Below are 16,291 nucleotides of genomic sequence, written 5' to 3'. Positions count from 1 at the left end.
GTCGGATCAGTCGAGGTTGATCCAGACCGCCTTCGTTTCCAGATATTCCTCGATGTGATGCGGGCCGGACTCGCGCCCGAATCCGCTCAACTTATATCCGCCGAAAGGAACGCCAGGGTCGAGCATCTGGTAGCAGTTAACCCAGACCGAACCGGCCTTGATGCCGCGCGCCATCTTATGCGCGGTGGCAAGATTGCTGGTCCACACGCCGCTGCCAAGGCCGAAGCTTGTCGCATTGGCACGGGTCAGCACCTCATCGACCGTGTCGAAGGAAAAAGCCGATAGGACCGGCCCGAAGATCTCTTCGCGCGCAATCGTCATACCGTCGGTGACATTGCCAAAAATGGTGGGTTCGATGAAATAGCCCGCGTCATATCCTTCGCCCGCCTTGCGCGCACCGCCCAACAGCGGGCTGGCGCCCTCATCCTCGGCCCCGTCGATGAAAGAAAGGATGCGCTCCATCTGCGCCTGAGACACGACCGGACCGATCTGTGTTTCGGGGTCAAGCGGATCGCCAACGCGAATGGTGCGGCTGTGTTCGACAAGACGCTCAATGAATTCATCGTGGATCGAGGACTGGACGAACAGGCGCGTGCCCGCGCTGCAGATCTGGCCGGCATTGGCAAAGACCGCATTGGCCGCGGCCGGCACCGCCTTGTCGAGATCGGCATCGGCAAAGACGATATTGGGCGATTTGCCACCCAGTTCGACGGTGACTCGCTTCATCGTCGGGGCCGCAGCCTCGATAATTTTCTGACCCACGCCGGTCGAACCGGTGAACGCGATCTTGTCGACATCCGGATGGGCAGAAAGCGCCGCGCCCGCATCGCCAAGGCCGGTGACGACATTGATGACGCCATCGGGTACGCCCGCCTCAAGGCACAGCTCGGCAAAGCGCAGCGCTGACAGCGGCGTCTGTTCGGCGGGTTTCATCACCAGCGTACAACCGGTGGCCAGGACAGGGCCGGACTTCCATACCGACATGCCGATGGGACCGTTCCACGGGTTGATCGCGGCTACCACGCCGATCGGCTCTTTCAGCGTATGGCTCAGCACATCGCCGGGTACGGAATTGGATAGCGTCTCGCCCGAAATCAGCGGGGCCTGTCCGGCATAATAGCGCAGCAATGCGCCCGCCCTGACCTTGCCCAGCCGCGTACGCGATAGCGGCGCGCCAAGGTCCAGCGTGTCGAGCATGGCAAGCTCGTCCCAGTTCTCTTCGACCAGATCGGCAAGGCGCAGCATGATCGCCTGCCGCTCGGCGGGCTTCATCCGGCTCCACGGGCCGCTCAACGCCTCTCGCGCGGCTTTCACGGCGCGGTCGACATCTTCGGCGCCGCCCTGCGCGACATTGGCCAGCAGTTCGCCCGTGGCAGGATTGCGTGTTTCGAAACGCTGGCCGGAAACGGCGGGCACGCGCTTGCCGCTGATCAGCATGTCCTGATCGCGCTTCGCGATGACCGAGGTGATGGGCGTGTTTGCGTTCATGACTGAAGCTCCGTTTCTGCAACCCGGACCGTTTCGGCCGCTTGCGAATTATGCGATTTGCGCTCTTCCAGAATGAAATCGGCGGCGCGCTGGGCGATCATCATCGTGGGCGCGCTTGTATTGCCGCTGATGATCGAGGGCATGACCGAGGCATCGATCACGCGCAGCCCGTCGATCCCGTGCACCCTCAACCGGTCATCGACCACGGCTAGCGGATCGCTGGCAGGCCCCATCTTACAGGTGCCGGTGGGGTGATAGGCAGTATTGACGATCTTGCGCAGCGCCTTGTCGAGCGCTTCGTCGCTGAGATGCTCGGCCCCAGGCTCGATCTCCTTGCCGCGCATGGCGGCCAGCGCAGGTTGCGCAAAAATGCGCCGCGCCTCGCGGAAACCGGCGATAAGCGTTGCCATGTCGCGCGGATCGTCAAAGAAATTGGGCTCGATGATCGGCTTGTCCTCGGCCCTGTTGCTCGCCAGCCGCACGCGCCCCTCGCTATTGGGGCGAAGTAGCTGGATCAGCGCCATGAAGCCATGGTCGCTGGGCACCACGCGGGCATTGCCCTTCAACCCGACCAGGAAGGTCATCTGGATATCGGGCCTGCCGCTGCCGTCGGTGCAGACGAAGCCGCCGCACTCCGCCACGTTCGAAGCGAACATGCCTTCGCGTTTCAAAGCATATATGAACGGCGCGAAGGCATTGCGGGCCAGCGCCGAACGCGAGTTTGCATAGGATTCCCCCGTCGGATTTTCAACCGAGATATGCACGGTGGGATGATCTTGCAGATGCGCGCCGACGCCCGGAAGATGGTGTGCCGGCTCGACGCCCACCTTGACCAGATCATCCCTGTCGCCAATGCCCGAGAGCATCAACAGATGCGGCGAATTTGTCGCGCCCGCGCTGACTAGCACTTCGCTTTTGGCGGTCATGATCTCGCGCTTGCCTTCGCGCTCGATCTCGATCCCGGTGGCGCGGCCATCATTGATGATGATGCGCCGTACCAGCGTTTCATCGAAAACGCTGAGGTTCGGTCGTCCAAGTGCCGGGTGGAGGAAAGCGCGGGCCGCCGAAAGGCGCGTCCCGCGCCGCTGGTTGAGGTCATAGCGCCCAAAGCCATCCTTGCGTTCGCTAGCGAAATCCTCGTTGCGGAAATGCCCTGCCTCTACCGCAGCGTCGATGATCGCGGCAGTGATCGGGTTGAACGATGCGGGCTTTTCGACATCCAGTTCCGCACCCCTGCCGTGCCATGACTTGTCAGGGCCGTGGTAGTTTTCGAGCCGCTTGAAAACGGGAAGTACATCGTCCCAGCCCCAGCCGGGATTGCCTGCCTGCACCCAGCCTGCGTAATCTTCTTCCTGTCCGCGAATATAGACGCCGCCATTGATCGCGCTGCATCCACCGAAAAGCTTGCCGCGCGGAAAGCCGATGACGCGCCCGTCGATCGCATCGCCGCCGCTCAACTGCTGCTGCCAGTTGTAACGCGCATGCGGAATCAGGAAGATATTACCGACCGGCATGATCGTCTTGATGTTGACCGGCCATTTGCGATCGGACGGCCCCGCCTCGATCAGGGCGAGCGAAATGGTGGGGTCGGCAGACAGGCGATTGGCCAGCACGCTGCCTGCTGAACCCGAGCCGATGACGATATAATCGAAACTGTGCGTCACGCGGGCTTCTCCTGGTTGCGGTCAAGCCGCGGAATATGGCTTTGCACGATTAGAAACCCGATCGCATTGACCAGCATCAGCACGGCCAGCGCGCCGAAGAACATCTGTGCGCCGCCGCCGATAAGCCATGCGCCGGCCAATGCGCTGACAATGGCGCCTGCACGCCCGGACAGTCCCATGGTGCCAAGCCCGCGCGCCCTGACGCCGGTGGGAAACGCGTGGGCGCCCACGGCGAACATGGCCGATTGCGCGGCGCTGGCGAACAGGCCCATAGCGACCAGCAGGCCCAGCATGGCGTTCTCGTTGCCACCTGCGCCCATCGGCAAGATCGCCAGCGCGGTGCAAACCAGCGTGCCGACAAGCGCCATGGTGACAAGTGTAATGCGCGAACCCAGCTTGATAATGGCGAAGGATGCCAGCATCGCGCCGATCACCCCGCCCATGTTGAAACTGGTCAAGCCAAGGCTGGCCAGTTTCAGGTCATAGCCACTGGTCGTCAGCATAGTGGGGGCCCAGTTGAACATCAGGTAGATCATGAACATGCCCGAAAACATCGCCAGCGCGAGTGCGAGCGTATCGCGCAGATGCGCCGCGCCGAACAGCGCGGAAAACGGCATTTTTTCAACCTCTCCGCCCGCGCCCTGCGCCTTTAGCGAAGCGGGATCGGGATGGCCGATGCGCGTCATCACCTTTTCGAATTCGACCCGGCGCTTACCGCTGTCCAGCAGATATTGCGGGGATTCCGGCAGGACGAGTAGAAGATAGAGAACGAAGGCTATGGTGATCGCGCCGCCCAGATAGAAGAGCCAGCGCCAGCCGAGCGAAGGCAGGATCGCCGCCGCCGCAAGACCGCCCAGCACGCCGCCAATCGATACGCAGACGACGCCGAAAGTCACCGCCTGGCTACGCCAGCGCGCAGGCGTGAATTCCGCGATCATGGCCGACGCCGTACCGGGTACGCCGCCAAGCCCTGCGCCAGCCAGGAACTTGAGCACTGCGACCTGCCACAGCGCGGTAGAAAATCCGGTCAGCAAGGTGGCAATGCCGAATAGTGACACGCCGATCAGCAATGCCCCTCGCCTGCCGACAAGATCGCCGATCACGCCCGAGACCAGCGTGCCGATCGCCATGCCCACAAAGCCCAGAGCAAAGACCATGCCCAGCGTATCCCGGCTTATGTCCCATTCGGCAATCAGCGATGGCGCGGCAAGGCCCAGCATCTGGTTGTCGAGCCCGTCGAGCACGACGGTCGCCGCGATCATCAGCACCGACCATATCTGGTAATAGGACAGCGGCAGGGCATCGAGAAAACCGCCCTGCTGATTGCTGCTCAGCGAAACTGCCAAAATCCTCTCTCCTGCGTTGGAACCGGCCGGCCGCTTTGCGGCTCTATCAAACCGGGATCGATGCTCTGTTAGATGTCGAGCACCAATTTCGATGAGAACGAGCCGGAGCAGCAGACCATCACCGAAGTGTTTGCCGCCTTCTCTTCGTCGGTCAGGAAGTGGTCGCGGTGATCGGGCACGCCGTCCAGCACCTTGACCTGACAGGTGCCGCACACGCCTTCCGAACAGGCAAAGCCGATATCGACACCCGCCGTCAGCAGCGCATCGAGCATGGTCTCGCCTTCGGCCACGGTAATGGTCTTGCCGCTGCGCGTCAGTTCAAGCGCATAGCCGCCATCGGTCGCGATTTCGGTCTCGGCCGAGAAATATTCGATATGGACGTTCTCGGAAGGACGCCCCTTGTTAAGCGCGACGAAGGCATCCAGCATCCCGCCCGGACCGCAGCAATACAGATGGGCATCGCCGGGCGCGCTTTCGCTCAGCCCTGCAAGGTCGAGCTTTGCCCCGCCCTCGATCCCGTCGAACACGATCTTCGCATTGGGAAAAGCGGCAATCCGGTCGACATAGGCGGCACGCTCGGGCGTGGCGGCCACGTAATGCAGCTCCCAGCTTTTTCCCAGATCCTCAAGCCGCGCGATCATCGGCAGCATCGGGGTAACGCCGATGCCGCCCGCGATCAGCACGGTATGCGCGGCATCTTCGTGCATCGGGAAATTGTTCTTTGGCGCCGAGATCTCGACGATTTCGCCTACGCGCCACACCTCGTGAATGTGGCGCGATCCACCGCGGCTGTCGATCGCATGGTGGACCGCGATCTCGTAATAGCGGCGTTCTTTCGGATCGTTGACCAGCGAGTAGCTGCGGGTCAGACCCGGCTTGAGCTGGACATCGACATGCGCGCCCGGTTCGAATGCGGGCATGTCCTGCCCGTCGAGCGTGGTCAGGAAGTAGGAGTTGATCCCGTCCGCTTCCCATTCGATCTTCTTGATTCTGGCTTTCATGGTACTTCCTTGCCCATACGCAGGCGTGTCGTCGATCTCGGGGGTCTCGACCTCGCCCGCGTATTGCATGTCCTCTACATCTCGCATCGTTCTCTCCCGAAACGACGGACCTTCACCGGCCCCGAAATTTGCTGACCGGAAACTGGAGCCGAAGCCGTGGGGCCTTATTCGGCCGCCTCGACCTCCTTGCCCCAGCGCGTTGCCTTGGACAGCGCGGTTTCATAGGCACCGGCAAGGCTGTCATCGGGGTTATGCAGGAAGGAACCGGCTCGCGCATTGTAGAACACTTCCGGTTCCTGCGCGCCGGGTGCGGGCGCCTTGCCTTCGGCCACGGCGCGCGCGGCCATCAAAACCCGGCGACGGACACGCGCGATCATCTGGTCGGTCGGGGCCAGGTTCTCGAAACTGTGGTCGGTGATCGGCCCCATGCTCTCGGTCACGGCCTGATCCTGCATGGTGATGTTCGGAATGCCGGTGAACTGGGTGCCGTTGCGCTGGGAATCGCGGTCGATCGCCCAATCGTTCGCTTCGCTGTCGGTCGAGCGCCAGCGGCCGTACCAGTCGGTGGTGTTGGGCGCATAGCTGATCACGTCGAACAGCGGCGTGCCGTCCTTCAGCGTCGAGGTATAGGCAGGGTTGCCCGCATCGCTGCCGCAGGTGATGTCGAACAGCATCGAGTGTTCATCGTCGATCGGAACCCAAGCGCGGGCGATGGCGCGGGTGGCAAAGCGATTATTGGGTGTCTGCGTCCAGAACGGGAACATGTAATGCGCCACGCGCCATGACATCTGCCCGTCGTCGTTCGGACGATAGCCGCCATACATCACGCCCCAGTCGGACTGCGCGACTTCATATTCCGGCGCGCGGTTGAGGACGGTCGGACGCATCGGGTGATCCTCGTCCAGATCCTCGGCCTTCAAGGAACCGACGTGGAGGAAGCCGACATGGCTGGTGTCGATGTCGCCTTCCAGCGCCTGGAGCCAGTTGCAGTCGCGCTGCAGACACCAGATCTCGGCATCGGGATGCATCGCAGCCTCGATCTGCGGGTGCGGCGGAGGATTGTCCTGATCGGCACCCATGTACACCCAGATCAGTCCATTCGCCTCATAGGTCTTGTAGGCCTTGGCGTGGACACGCTCCTTGAAGTCCATGCGGGCAGGAACCGAGGGCATGTCGACGCACTTGCCGTCAACGTCGAATTTCCAGCCATGATAGACACAGCGAATACCACTTTCCTCGTTACGGCCGATGAAGAGCGAGGCGCAACGGTGAGGGCAGCGGTGGTCCATTATGCCGACGCGGCCTTTGCTGTCACGGAAGGCAATCAGCTTTTCGCACATGATCATCAAGCGAACCGGATCGCCATCGGCTACCAGCTCCGATGAAAGGCAAGCCGGCACCCAATATTGGCGCATGAATGTACCCATGACGGTGCCCGGGCCCACGCGGGTCAGGTCTTCGCTGTCCTTGGTCTGCATTTGATCCTCACAGTTTCTGGTTCTGTCATTGTGCTGGGCCGACCCCCGGTCGCCCCCCGCTTGCACCCGGATGTCCGGACGGCATTTCGATTCCGAGCTAAATGTTCTGCCGCCACAGCCCCAATCGGAATATGGTTGTACCATTCGAAAATAGGGACGATGCTATTGCTATTATTTCTCTTCATCGCTCTTTCTGCGCTCCAGAACACAATCGTTCAATCGGCTTCAGGGAGAGAAGACCAGAAATGAAGAACTATATTCAGACACTTACGTCATGCCTTGCCATCGCGGCCTGCTTTGCCACGCCCGCATTCGCACAGGACGCACCAACCACGGCATCATCGGATTCGGTAGGTGATGAGGACTCCGATCAGATGACTGAGGGGCCTGTCCGCCGGGACGACACGCAGGAAATCATCGTGACCGCTCAACGCCGCGAATCGACTGTGCGCGACGTTCCCTTCTCGATCGCTGCGTTCGGCGGCGCGGACCTTGCCGAACAGCAGGTCTTCAGCCCGACCGCGCTCACCACCGAGCTTCCCGGCATCACCGTCAACACGTCTGACAAGTCGCTTTCGATCCTTTCGATCCGCGGCAATGTGTCGACCTTTCGCACCGCGACACTCGACACGCCCGTCGCCTATTTCCAGGATGACATCTATTACGTGTTCAACAACGACCTGAACGCGAACTTCTATGACGTTAACCGTGTCGAGGTGCTGCGCGGGCCGCAGGGCACGCTGTTCGGCCGCAACGTCGTGGGTGGCGCCATCGCGGTCGTGACGAACAACCCCGAATTCGGCGACGAGTATTCGTTGCAGGTCACCGGCGGCAATGGCGGCTATTTCCGCACCGAAGGCGTCGTCAACGGCACCGTCGTGGAAGACAAGCTGGCCGCCCGCTTCGCATTCTCGACCGAGCGCTCCGACGGTTTGATCAAGACCCCCAACCAGCCCGGCAATTACGGCGAGACCGATGGCTATGCCATGCGCGGCAAACTGCTGTTCACCCCGACAGACACGCTCGAGATCGTTCTGGCTGGGGATTATTCCTATACCAAGGGCAATGCCGGTTCGATCCATCTGGGCATTGGCGGCGATCAGGTTGTGCCCGATACCTTCGGCGATTTCACCAATGACGAGTGGACGAATAACGACTACGCCCCCTCACCATACAGGCAGCGCCTGCGGGGCGGTTACCTGCGCGGTGATCTTGACCTGATGGGCGGTACGCTGACCGCGATCACCGGCTATCGCATGAACGACAGCCACGCGATCAACGACGACATTCCCGTCGGAACGGTCGTGCCCGTTTTCGACCGTCGGCAGGACGTAAAGAATCGCAGCTTCACGCAGGAACTGCGTTATGCGTCCGCACCCAATCGCCTGTCCTATGTGGTGGGCGTCTATTACCTCAACGCCGATGTCTCGACGACGAACATCTTCTATTACAGCCCGCTGCCAGAAAGCGTGTTCGACGGACGCATCCGCACCAACCCGGATGTCTCGAACATCACCCGCATTCAGGACGGCAAGGTCAAGTCCTACGCAATCTTCGGAGAACTGACCTTCGAAGTAACCGACCGAATCTCGGTCGTTGCCGGTGGCCGTTACACGAAAGACAAGAAGTCGATCGACTACCGCGCCTTTTCGACCACCGATCCTGATGGCATCCCCGGCCTTGGCTTTCCGGGCGACGTCGAAGCCTCGGGCGGTGAAAGCTGGGACGCGTTCACTCCGCGCTTCACCGTCAAGTACGAGCCGATGGATGGCGTGAACCTGTATGCAACCTATGCCAAGGGCTTCAAATCGGGCGGTTTCGTCGACAATGCCTATCTTAACCCGACCATCCCGCTGGATCCGGAAAAGGCGCGCAACTTCGAAATCGGCGCGAAGACCCGCCTGTTCGGCAATATGCTTGACCTCAACGTCGCGCTGTTCGACCAGGAAACGAAGGATCTGCAGAACTTCTCGGGCGCGGGCGGCGTGGCGCACACGTTCAACGGCACGCTGAAGATGCAGGGCATGGAACTTGAATCTAAGCTTCGTCCGGTCGACGGGCTGCAGCTGACCTTCAACTACACCTATCTCGATGGCGAATATACGTCGCTCTACGACCCGCTGGTCAATGTCGACTATTCGGGCAATCCGGCGAAATATGCGCCCAAGCACTCGTTCCTGGCGCGCGCCAAATACGATGCCTATCTGCCCAATGGCGCGATCCTGACGCCGCAGGTCGAATTCAACTATTCTTCGCGCATCTCCACCGATGACGCGAATAATCTCTCGGCCTGGCAGAACCTGTATGACGACACGCGCGGGCGCACGCTCAACGCGCGTCTGAACTATGAAAGTGCCGATGGGCGCTGGAACCTTGGTCTGTGGGGCAAGAACCTGACCAATAATTTCCAGATCATGCATGCCGACGACATTACGGCCTTCCTCGTCGTTCCGACGGGTCAGTCCCGGTACTGGAAGATCTTCACCAATACCCCGCGCAGCTATGGCGTGACGCTGGGCTACAAGTACTAAGTCAAGGAACTGGATCGCGACATGACCCTTAATGAAATCCCCCAGCCCGGCTCCTTCTCGTTCGAAGGGCGGACTGCGATGGTAACCGGCGGCGCCAAGGGCGTTGGCGAGGCCATATGCCGCGAAATTCACGCGGGGGGCGGAAATGTTGCGATCTGCGATATCGACCTGGCGGCGGCTTCGGCCGTCGCCGGGTCCCTCGACCCTTCGGGCGAGAGCGTTATGGTGGTCTCGCTCGACGTACGCAGCAAGGATGATTTCATCGCCGGACGCGATGCCGTCATCGCCAAATGGAGCAAGGTCGATATTCTGGTGAACAATGCCGGCTTTGCAAAGCGCACACCGGTTGACGACATCACGCCAGAGGAATTCGACGAGATCGTCGCCATCAACATGCGCAGCGTTTTTCTGGGCTGCCAGGTCTTCAAGGATCACATGACGGAAAACGGCTATGGCCGAATCGTCAATATCACCTCATTGGCAGGGCAAAACGGCGGCACGGTTGCTTCGCCGCATTATGCCTCATCCAAGGCCGGCGCGATCATGCTGACGAAATATTTCGCGCAATTGCTGGCCGACAAGGGGATCACGGTGAATGCGATTTCCCCCGGCCCCATCGCCACGGCGAAGGCTCGTTTGTCGGACGAACAGATCGCCATGGTGGAAGGCAAGGTCCCGATCGGTCGCTTCATGGAGGTCAGCGAGATTGCCGCAGCGACGGCCCTGCTGGCATCAGACCGCGGCGGCTTTTTCGTCGGGGCAACGCTGGACATGAACGGCGGACTTTACGTCCGCTGACTACATCCAGCGAGTGCCGCCCGCTCACATATTGGGATAATTGGGCCCGCCGCCGCCTTCGGGGGTGACCCAGTTGATGTTCTGGGTCGGGTCCTTGATGTCGCAGGTCTTGCAGTGGACGCAGTTCTGCGCGTTGATCACGAATTTGAGCTCTGCGCCCTCTTCGTCGAGACCGGTATATTCATACACCCCCGCCGGGCAGTAACGCGCCGCAGGCCCGGCATAGACCGGCAGGTTGATCTTCAGCGGAACATCCGGGTCCTTGAGCTGAAGATGGCAGGGCTGGTCTTCCTCGTGATTGGTGTTCGACAGGAAGACCGATGACAGCCGGTCGAAGCTGATCACGCCATCAGGCTTGGGGTATTGGATCGGCTTGAACAGATCCGCCCGCATCGTCTGGTCGCAGTCGCGGTGGTGCTTCATCGTGATCGGCAGGCCGATCTTCAAAGTGCGCATCCACATGTCCGCGCCCGCGACGATGGTGCCGATCGCGCCGCCGAACTTGGCAACCGCAGGCTCGGCGTTCTTCACCTTCTGCAATTCGTCCGCGATCCAGCTCGAACGCAGGGTCGTCTCGTAATCGACGACCTCGTCACCTGCGCGGTCAGAGGCGATGGCCGCGGCAACGGCCTCGGCCGCCAGCATGCCCGACTTCATCGCGGTATGGCTGCCCTTGATGCGCGGCACGTTGACGAAGCCGGCGCTGCACCCGATCAAGGCGCCGCCGGGGAAGGTGAGCTTCGGCACCGACTGCCAGCCGCCTTCGTTGATGACGCGCGCGCCGTATGACACGCGCTTGCCGCCTTCGAGAATGGCGCGGATTTCCGGGTGCTGCTTCCAGCGCTGGAATTCCTCGAACGGGTAGAGATAGGGGTTCTTGTAATCCAATGCGACAACGAAGCCCAAGGCCACCTGACCGTTCGCCTGGTGGTAGAGGAAGCCGCCGCCCCATGCGTCGTTCTCAGAGAGCGGCCAGCCCTGCGTGTGGAGCACGCGGCCCGGAACGTGCTTCTTGGGATCGATGTCCCACAATTCCTTCATGCCAAGGCCATAGACCTGCGGCTCGCAATCGGCCTCAAGGTCGAATTTCGCCTTCAACTGCTTGGTCAGCGACCCGCGCGCGCCTTCGGCAAACAGCGTATATTTGCCGTGCAGCTCCATGCCGGGCTGATAGTCCGGCTTGTGGCTGCCATCGGCGGCCACGCCCATGTCGCCGGTCGCAACGCCCTTGACCGAACCGTCATCGTTGTAAAGCACCTCGGCCGCCGGGAAGCCGGGGAAGATTTCCACGCCCAGCCCTTCGGCCTTTTCGGCAAGCCAGCGGCACAGGCTGCCCAGCGAACCGGTGTAATTGCCATCGTTCGACATAAAGGGCGGCATCATGATGTGCGGCATGGCGAACTTGCCCTTGGCCGACAGGGTCCAGTGCCAGTTATCGGTCACTGGGGTCTCGGCCATCGGGCAATCGTCATCGCGCCAGTCGGGCAGCAGCTCGTCCAGCGCCTTGGGATCGACCACCGCGCCCGACAATATATGCGCCCCGATCTCCGATCCCTTCTCAAGCACGCAGACTTCAAGATCCGCGTTCACCTGCTTCAGCCGGATCGCGGCGCCCAATCCCGCAACGCCGCCACCGACGATGACGACATCATAAGGCATGGATTCGCGTGTGGTCATAGGCCTTCAGTCAACTCCGGCACGGCCTTGTACAGATCCGCGACGAGGCCGATGTCAGCGACCTGGAAGATGGGTGCGTCTTCGTCCTTGTTGATGGCGATGATGGTCTTGCTATCCTTCATCCCCGCAAGGTGCTGGATCGCGCCCGAGATGCCGATGGCGATATAGACTTCCGGTGCCACGATCTTGCCGGTCTGGCCGACCTGGTAGTCGTTGGGGACATAGCCCGCGTCCACGGCAGCACGCGATGCGCCCACGCCCGCGCCGAGCTTGTCGGCGAGCGGCATGATGACGCTTTCGAAGGTTTCGCTGTCCTTCAGCGCGCGGCCGCCCGACACGATGATCTTGGCGCTGGTCAGTCCCGGGCGTTCGCTCTTGGCGATCTCGGCGCCGACGAAGCTGGATTTGCCCGCATCGCCGGTGGAGGCGACCGCCTCGATGGCAGCCGATCCGCCCTCGGCCTCGGCCTTGTCGAAGGCAGTGCCGCGTACGGTGATGACCAGCTTCGCATCGGTCGATTCAACGGTCGCAATCGCGTTGCCCGCATAGATCGGACGCGTGAAGGTCTTCTCGCCCTCGACCGAGAGGATGTCGCTGATCTGCATGACATCGAGCAGCGCCGCCACGCGCGGCGCGATGTTCTTGCCGGTGGTCGTGGCCGGGAACAGCACCGCGTCATGATGATCCATCAGCGAGGTGACAAGCGGCGCGACATTCTCGGCCAGCTGGTGTTCAAAGGCTGCATCGTCGGCGACATGGACCTTGCCCACGCCCGCGATCTTGCTTGCGGCTTCGCCCACCGCGCCGCAGCCCGCGCCCGCGACCAGCAGGTGCACTTCGCCCAGCTTCGAGGCGGCAGTGACGGTGGCGAGGGTCGCATCGCCCAGATTGGCACTGTCGTGATCGACATAAACGAGCGTCTTCATCATGCGACTCCCATGTTCTTCAATTTGGCGACCAGTTCATCGACATCGGCGACCTTCATGCCCGCCTGCCGCACCGGCGGTTCGGCGACGGTCAGCGTCTTCAGGCGCGGCGCGATATCCACGCCGTAATCGGCCGGGGTCTTGGTCTCGAGAGGCTTCTTCTTCGCCTTCATGATGTTGGGCAGCGAAGCATAGCGCGGCTCGTTCAGGCGCAAATCGGTGGTGATAATCGCAGGCAGCGACAGCTTCACCGTCTCCAGCCCGCCATCGACTTCGCGGGTCACGCTGACGCTGTCACCCTCGACCTCGACCTTCGATGCAAAGGTGCCCTGCGGCAGATCCATCAGCGCAGCCAGCATCTGGCCGGTCTGGTTCGCATCATCGTCGATCGCCTGCTTGCCCAGGATGATGAGGCCCGGTTCGACCTCTGCGGCCACGGCCTTCAGGATCTTCGCCACCGCGAGCGGCTCCACGGTGTCGTCCGTCTCGACCAGCACCGCGCTATCCGCGCCCATCGCCAGCGCCGTGCGCAGCGTCTCCTGCGCCTTCGCCGGGCCGATGGAGACGGCCACGATCTCGTCGATCTTGCCCGCTTCCTTCAGCCGGATCGCTTCTTCCACCGCGATCTCGTCAAACGGGTTCATGCTCATTTTCACGTTCGCAAGATCCACGCCCGAGCCGTCCGCTTTCACACGCGGCTTCACGTTATAGTCAATAACCCGCTTCACGGGCACCAGGGCCTTCATAAGCCTATCCTATTCAATGCAGAGGTGAATCAGCGCAGCAGTTCTTTTGCGATGGTGTTCTTCTGGATTTCCGAAGAACCCTCATAAATCCGCGTGATGCGGATATCGCGATAGAGCCGTTCGATCGCATAGCCCTTGCAATAGCCCGCGCCGCCATAAATCTGCAGCGCGGTATCGACCGTACGGCCACCCGCCTCGGTCGCGAACAGCTTCGCCATCGAAGCCAGTTCGCGGCGCTTTTCGCCCTGATCATAGCGCCATGCGGCATCGAGCAGGATCAGGCGCGCGGCACGCATGTCGGTCGCCATACCGGCCAGATAATGGCGAATTGCCTGAAAATCGGCGATGACATTGCCGAACGCCGGGCGCACTTTCGCTTCTTCAGTCGCAAGTTCGAGCGCATATTCGCCCATTCCCACTGCCGTCGCGCCAACATTCATGCGGCCTTCGTTCAAACATTCAAGCGCATAGCTGAAGCCCTTGCCCTCTTCGCCGATCAGAGCGTCGGCAGGCACCTGACATTCATCGAATGTCAGTTCGTACACGGCCGGCGAAGTACCCATCAGCTCGATCACGCCCGACACCGAAAAGCCCGGCGTATCCGCCGGCATCAAGAAGGCCGAGATGCCGCCGCGAGCACCTGCGCTCTTGTCCGTGTAGGCATAGACCGTGACAAATTTCGCGTTCTTGCCGTTCGAGATATAGGTCTTCGATCCATTGATCACCCAGCCATCGGCATTGCGCGTCGCGGTGGTGCGCATTGAACCGGGATCAGACCCCGAACCCGGCTCTGTGAGAGCGAAGGCTACCGGAATTTCGCCAGTTGCCATTCCCGGGATCAGCATCTCCTTCTGCGCTTCAGTGCAGTGATAGGCGATGTTCTTCGCGCCCGGACCCATCAGTGGGCGAATTTCGGTCCAGAATTGGGGGGGAAGGCGCGCAAGCTCGATCTGCACCGCAGCCTGCGCCAGAGCGCCAAGCCCAAGGCCGCCATATTCCTCGGGCAAGGCCATGCCGAAATATCCGTTATCGACTAGGGTCTGACGAACGATCGGCGGGACCACGCCAGTCTCAACGAATTCGCGCTCCAGCGGCAGCAGGTCGTTGACGATGGCCTTTGTCGCCTCGCAGAAATCCTTGATCTCATCGGGAAGTTCGAAGTCCATGATGTGCCTTTCAGATGTTTCGATCACTCTCAACGCTGAAAAAGCATAATGGTCCTACCATTGCAAGAGTGATGTCGGCCAATCTGAGGCAGGCGACAAAGCGAGCGCCGTTCCAAACCGGCTGCTAGAGAAAAATTGCGTTGCCGGCGGCCAATCAACGTATTGAAATTAGTAGGTTTATTATCTAAGCAAATCGAAATTATTCAATTTCGCAAATACCATTCAGAACCCGTGAAATTGCGCCTCGCCCGCCTACACACGACAACGGCGCTGAATTTCATGCCCCCTCCATCCCGAAAATCTTATGGCATTATGCTATTGGAATTGGCTTGCGCGCAGCATGGCAGCATACTGAAAATACAGATCAGAACAGTGCCGCTCAGATCGGCAGGAATTATCTGGAGAGATTCATGTTCATCAAGAACACCTGGTATGTCGCTGCCTTCGCCGCCGAGATCGAGTCGGGCAAGACACTCGCCCGCAAGCTCCTGAACAAACCGGTCGTCCTCTTTCGCACCGAAGACGGCAAAATCGCCGCACTGGAAGACCGGTGCAGTCACCGTGCGATGCCCCTCAGTTCCGGCCACGTAGACGGTTGTCGCATCCGCTGCGCCTATCACGGAGTCGAATTCGAAGCCGACGGCAAGTGCGCGCGCATTCCTAATCAGGAACGTATTCCGCCTGCCGCCAATGTGCGCAGCTATCCGGTTGTCGAAAAGGATCATCTGATCTGGATCTGGATGGGCGATGCCGAACTGGCCGATCCCGCACAGATCATCGACAGTCCGGAACACAACGATCCAAAGTGGACGTGGCGACCCTATAATTTCCCGGTGAATGCCGATTGGCAGCTTATCGTCGACAATATCATGGACCTGACCCATGTGCCTTACATCCACGCGGGCACGATCGGCGGTAACCCCGAACAGCATTATGGCGCGGAAACCAAGGTAGAGTTCGACGGCAAGCGCGTGGAACTTCTGCGCAAGATGCCCAATTCGGTCCCGCCGCGTTCCTATATCGACGCGGGCGGCTTCAAGGGACGCGTCGATCGCTGGCAGGAAGTGCGCTTCGAACCGGCCCGGGGCATGACCCTGCGCGTCAATGCGGGTGGCTGCGATGCGGGGACCGGCGCCTATGAAGGCCGCCGCGACAATGGCTTTGAACTGGCGAACAACCATTTCATCACGCCCGAAACGGAAACGACCAGCCATTATTTGTGGACTATCTGCACCACGGCCGATCCGGCGACCGGCGTGCCTGACAAGCTTTTCGATCAGTTCTTCGACACGATCACCGAAGACGAACAGACGCTGGCGCTACAGCAGGAACGGATCAATGACGATCCTGGTCGTACCTTCGTCGGCATTGCCAGCGACGGCGCCGTGAACCAGGCTCGCCGCCTGCTCAGCGCTATGGCTGAGGCTGAAGAAGGTCAGGGCATGGCGGCCTGACGGAAAAGATTCTGCC

General features: G+C 60.9%; 12 protein-coding genes. 3 read left to right on the top strand and 9 right to left on the bottom strand.

Annotated features, from left to right (window positions below):
• Positions 1 to 6 precede the first annotated feature (6 nt).
• The 5 genes from A9D14_RS14450 to A9D14_RS14430 form a co-directional block, all read right to left on the bottom strand.
• On the bottom strand, positions 7 to 1,488 hold the full coding sequence (locus A9D14_RS14450) for an aldehyde dehydrogenase family protein (RefSeq protein ID WP_066849412.1): 1,482 nt from the start codon (positions 1,486 to 1,488) through the stop codon (positions 7 to 9).
• A complete protein-coding gene (locus tag A9D14_RS14445; protein WP_066849409.1) occupies positions 1,485 to 3,152 on the bottom strand; it encodes a GMC family oxidoreductase in 1,668 nt (555 codons plus the stop codon). Before A9D14_RS14445 ends, A9D14_RS14450 begins: the two co-directional genes overlap by 4 nt.
• Positions 3,149 to 4,498, bottom strand: a complete 1,350-nt coding sequence (locus tag A9D14_RS14440; protein WP_232469038.1) for an MFS transporter — start codon at positions 4,496 to 4,498, stop codon at positions 3,149 to 3,151. The genes A9D14_RS14445 and A9D14_RS14440 overlap by 4 nt, the downstream gene beginning before the upstream one ends.
• A gap of 68 nt (positions 4,499 to 4,566) precedes the next feature.
• A complete protein-coding gene (locus A9D14_RS14435) occupies positions 4,567 to 5,499 on the bottom strand; it encodes a PDR/VanB family oxidoreductase (RefSeq protein ID WP_066850641.1) in 933 nt (310 codons plus the stop codon).
• Positions 5,500 to 5,663: 164 nt separating this feature from the next.
• Entirely contained in the window at positions 5,664 to 6,977 is a 1,314-nt protein-coding gene (locus A9D14_RS14430) for a Rieske 2Fe-2S domain-containing protein (RefSeq protein ID WP_066849406.1), read from the bottom strand.
• 374 nt (positions 6,978 to 7,351) lie between these two features.
• On the opposite strand from A9D14_RS14430, the gene A9D14_RS14425 reads away from it, so the two are divergent.
• Both A9D14_RS14425 and A9D14_RS14420 read left to right on the top strand, forming a co-directional pair.
• Entirely contained in the window at positions 7,352 to 9,508 is a 2,157-nt protein-coding gene (locus A9D14_RS14425) for a TonB-dependent receptor (RefSeq protein ID WP_066849403.1), read from the top strand.
• A gap of 21 nt (positions 9,509 to 9,529) precedes the next feature.
• Positions 9,530 to 10,306, top strand: a complete 777-nt coding sequence (locus tag A9D14_RS14420) for an SDR family NAD(P)-dependent oxidoreductase (RefSeq protein WP_066849401.1) — start codon at positions 9,530 to 9,532, stop codon at positions 10,304 to 10,306.
• A 24-nt stretch (positions 10,307 to 10,330) separates the two neighbouring features.
• Here the strand turns inward: A9D14_RS14420 and A9D14_RS14415 are convergent, their stop codons facing one another.
• The 4 genes from A9D14_RS14415 to A9D14_RS14400 are packed head-to-tail and all read right to left on the bottom strand — an operon-like array spanning position 10,331 to position 14,821.
• On the bottom strand, positions 10,331 to 11,983 hold the full coding sequence (locus A9D14_RS14415) for an electron transfer flavoprotein-ubiquinone oxidoreductase (protein ID WP_066849399.1): 1,653 nt from the start codon (positions 11,981 to 11,983) through the stop codon (positions 10,331 to 10,333).
• Complete coding sequence (locus A9D14_RS14410) at positions 11,980 to 12,909, bottom strand: electron transfer flavoprotein subunit alpha/FixB family protein (protein ID WP_066850640.1); 930 nt, start codon at positions 12,907 to 12,909, stop codon at positions 11,980 to 11,982. Before A9D14_RS14410 ends, A9D14_RS14415 begins: the two co-directional genes overlap by 4 nt.
• Positions 12,909 to 13,655 (bottom strand): electron transfer flavoprotein subunit beta/FixA family protein, encoded by a 747-nt coding sequence (locus A9D14_RS14405; RefSeq protein ID WP_066849397.1) that lies wholly within the window; start codon positions 13,653 to 13,655, stop codon positions 12,909 to 12,911. Before A9D14_RS14405 ends, A9D14_RS14410 begins: the two co-directional genes overlap by 1 nt.
• A 29-nt stretch (positions 13,656 to 13,684) precedes the next feature.
• Positions 13,685 to 14,821: an acyl-CoA dehydrogenase family protein gene (locus A9D14_RS14400; protein ID WP_066776051.1), complete on the bottom strand. Its 1,137-nt coding sequence runs from the start codon at positions 14,819 to 14,821 to the stop codon at positions 13,685 to 13,687.
• Between the two features lie 329 nt (positions 14,822 to 15,150).
• On the opposite strand from A9D14_RS14400, the gene A9D14_RS14395 reads away from it, so the two are divergent.
• Complete coding sequence (locus A9D14_RS14395; protein WP_232469036.1) at positions 15,151 to 16,275, top strand: aromatic ring-hydroxylating dioxygenase subunit alpha; 1,125 nt, start codon at positions 15,151 to 15,153, stop codon at positions 16,273 to 16,275.
• The last annotated feature ends 16 nt before the right edge of the window (positions 16,276 to 16,291 follow it).

This window comes from Croceicoccus marinus (genome assembly GCF_001661675.2).
Taxonomy (GTDB): Bacteria; Pseudomonadota; Alphaproteobacteria; order Sphingomonadales; family Sphingomonadaceae; genus Croceicoccus; species Croceicoccus marinus.
Note: the sequence above shows the minus strand (reverse complement) of the source record. Positions and strands in the feature narration are given on the sequence as shown.

Excerpts from the sequence above, each read along its gene's own strand:
- A9D14_RS14405 (WP_066849397.1), bottom strand. The coding sequence starts at position 13,655 with ATGAAGGCCCTGGTGCCCGTGAAGCGGGTTATTGACTATAACGTGAAG.
- A9D14_RS14400 (WP_066776051.1), bottom strand. The coding sequence starts at position 14,821 with ATGGACTTCGAACTTCCCGATGAGATCAAGGATTTCTGCGAGGCGACA.
- A9D14_RS14415 (WP_066849399.1), bottom strand. The coding sequence starts at position 11,983 with ATGACCACACGCGAATCCATGCCTTATGATGTCGTCATCGTCGGTGGC.
- A9D14_RS14435 (WP_066850641.1), bottom strand. The coding sequence starts at position 5,499 with ATGAAAGCCAGAATCAAGAAGATCGAATGGGAAGCGGACGGGATCAAC.
- A9D14_RS14410 (WP_066850640.1), bottom strand. The coding sequence starts at position 12,909 with ATGAAGACGCTCGTTTATGTCGATCACGACAGTGCCAATCTGGGCGAT.
- A9D14_RS14425 (WP_066849403.1), top strand. The coding sequence starts at position 7,352 with ATGACTGAGGGGCCTGTCCGCCGGGACGACACGCAGGAAATCATCGTG.
- A9D14_RS14450 (WP_066849412.1), bottom strand. The coding sequence starts at position 1,488 with ATGAACGCAAACACGCCCATCACCTCGGTCATCGCGAAGCGCGATCAG.
- A9D14_RS14420 (WP_066849401.1), top strand. The coding sequence starts at position 9,530 with ATGACCCTTAATGAAATCCCCCAGCCCGGCTCCTTCTCGTTCGAAGGG.
- A9D14_RS14430 (WP_066849406.1), bottom strand. The coding sequence starts at position 6,977 with ATGCAGACCAAGGACAGCGAAGACCTGACCCGCGTGGGCCCGGGCACC.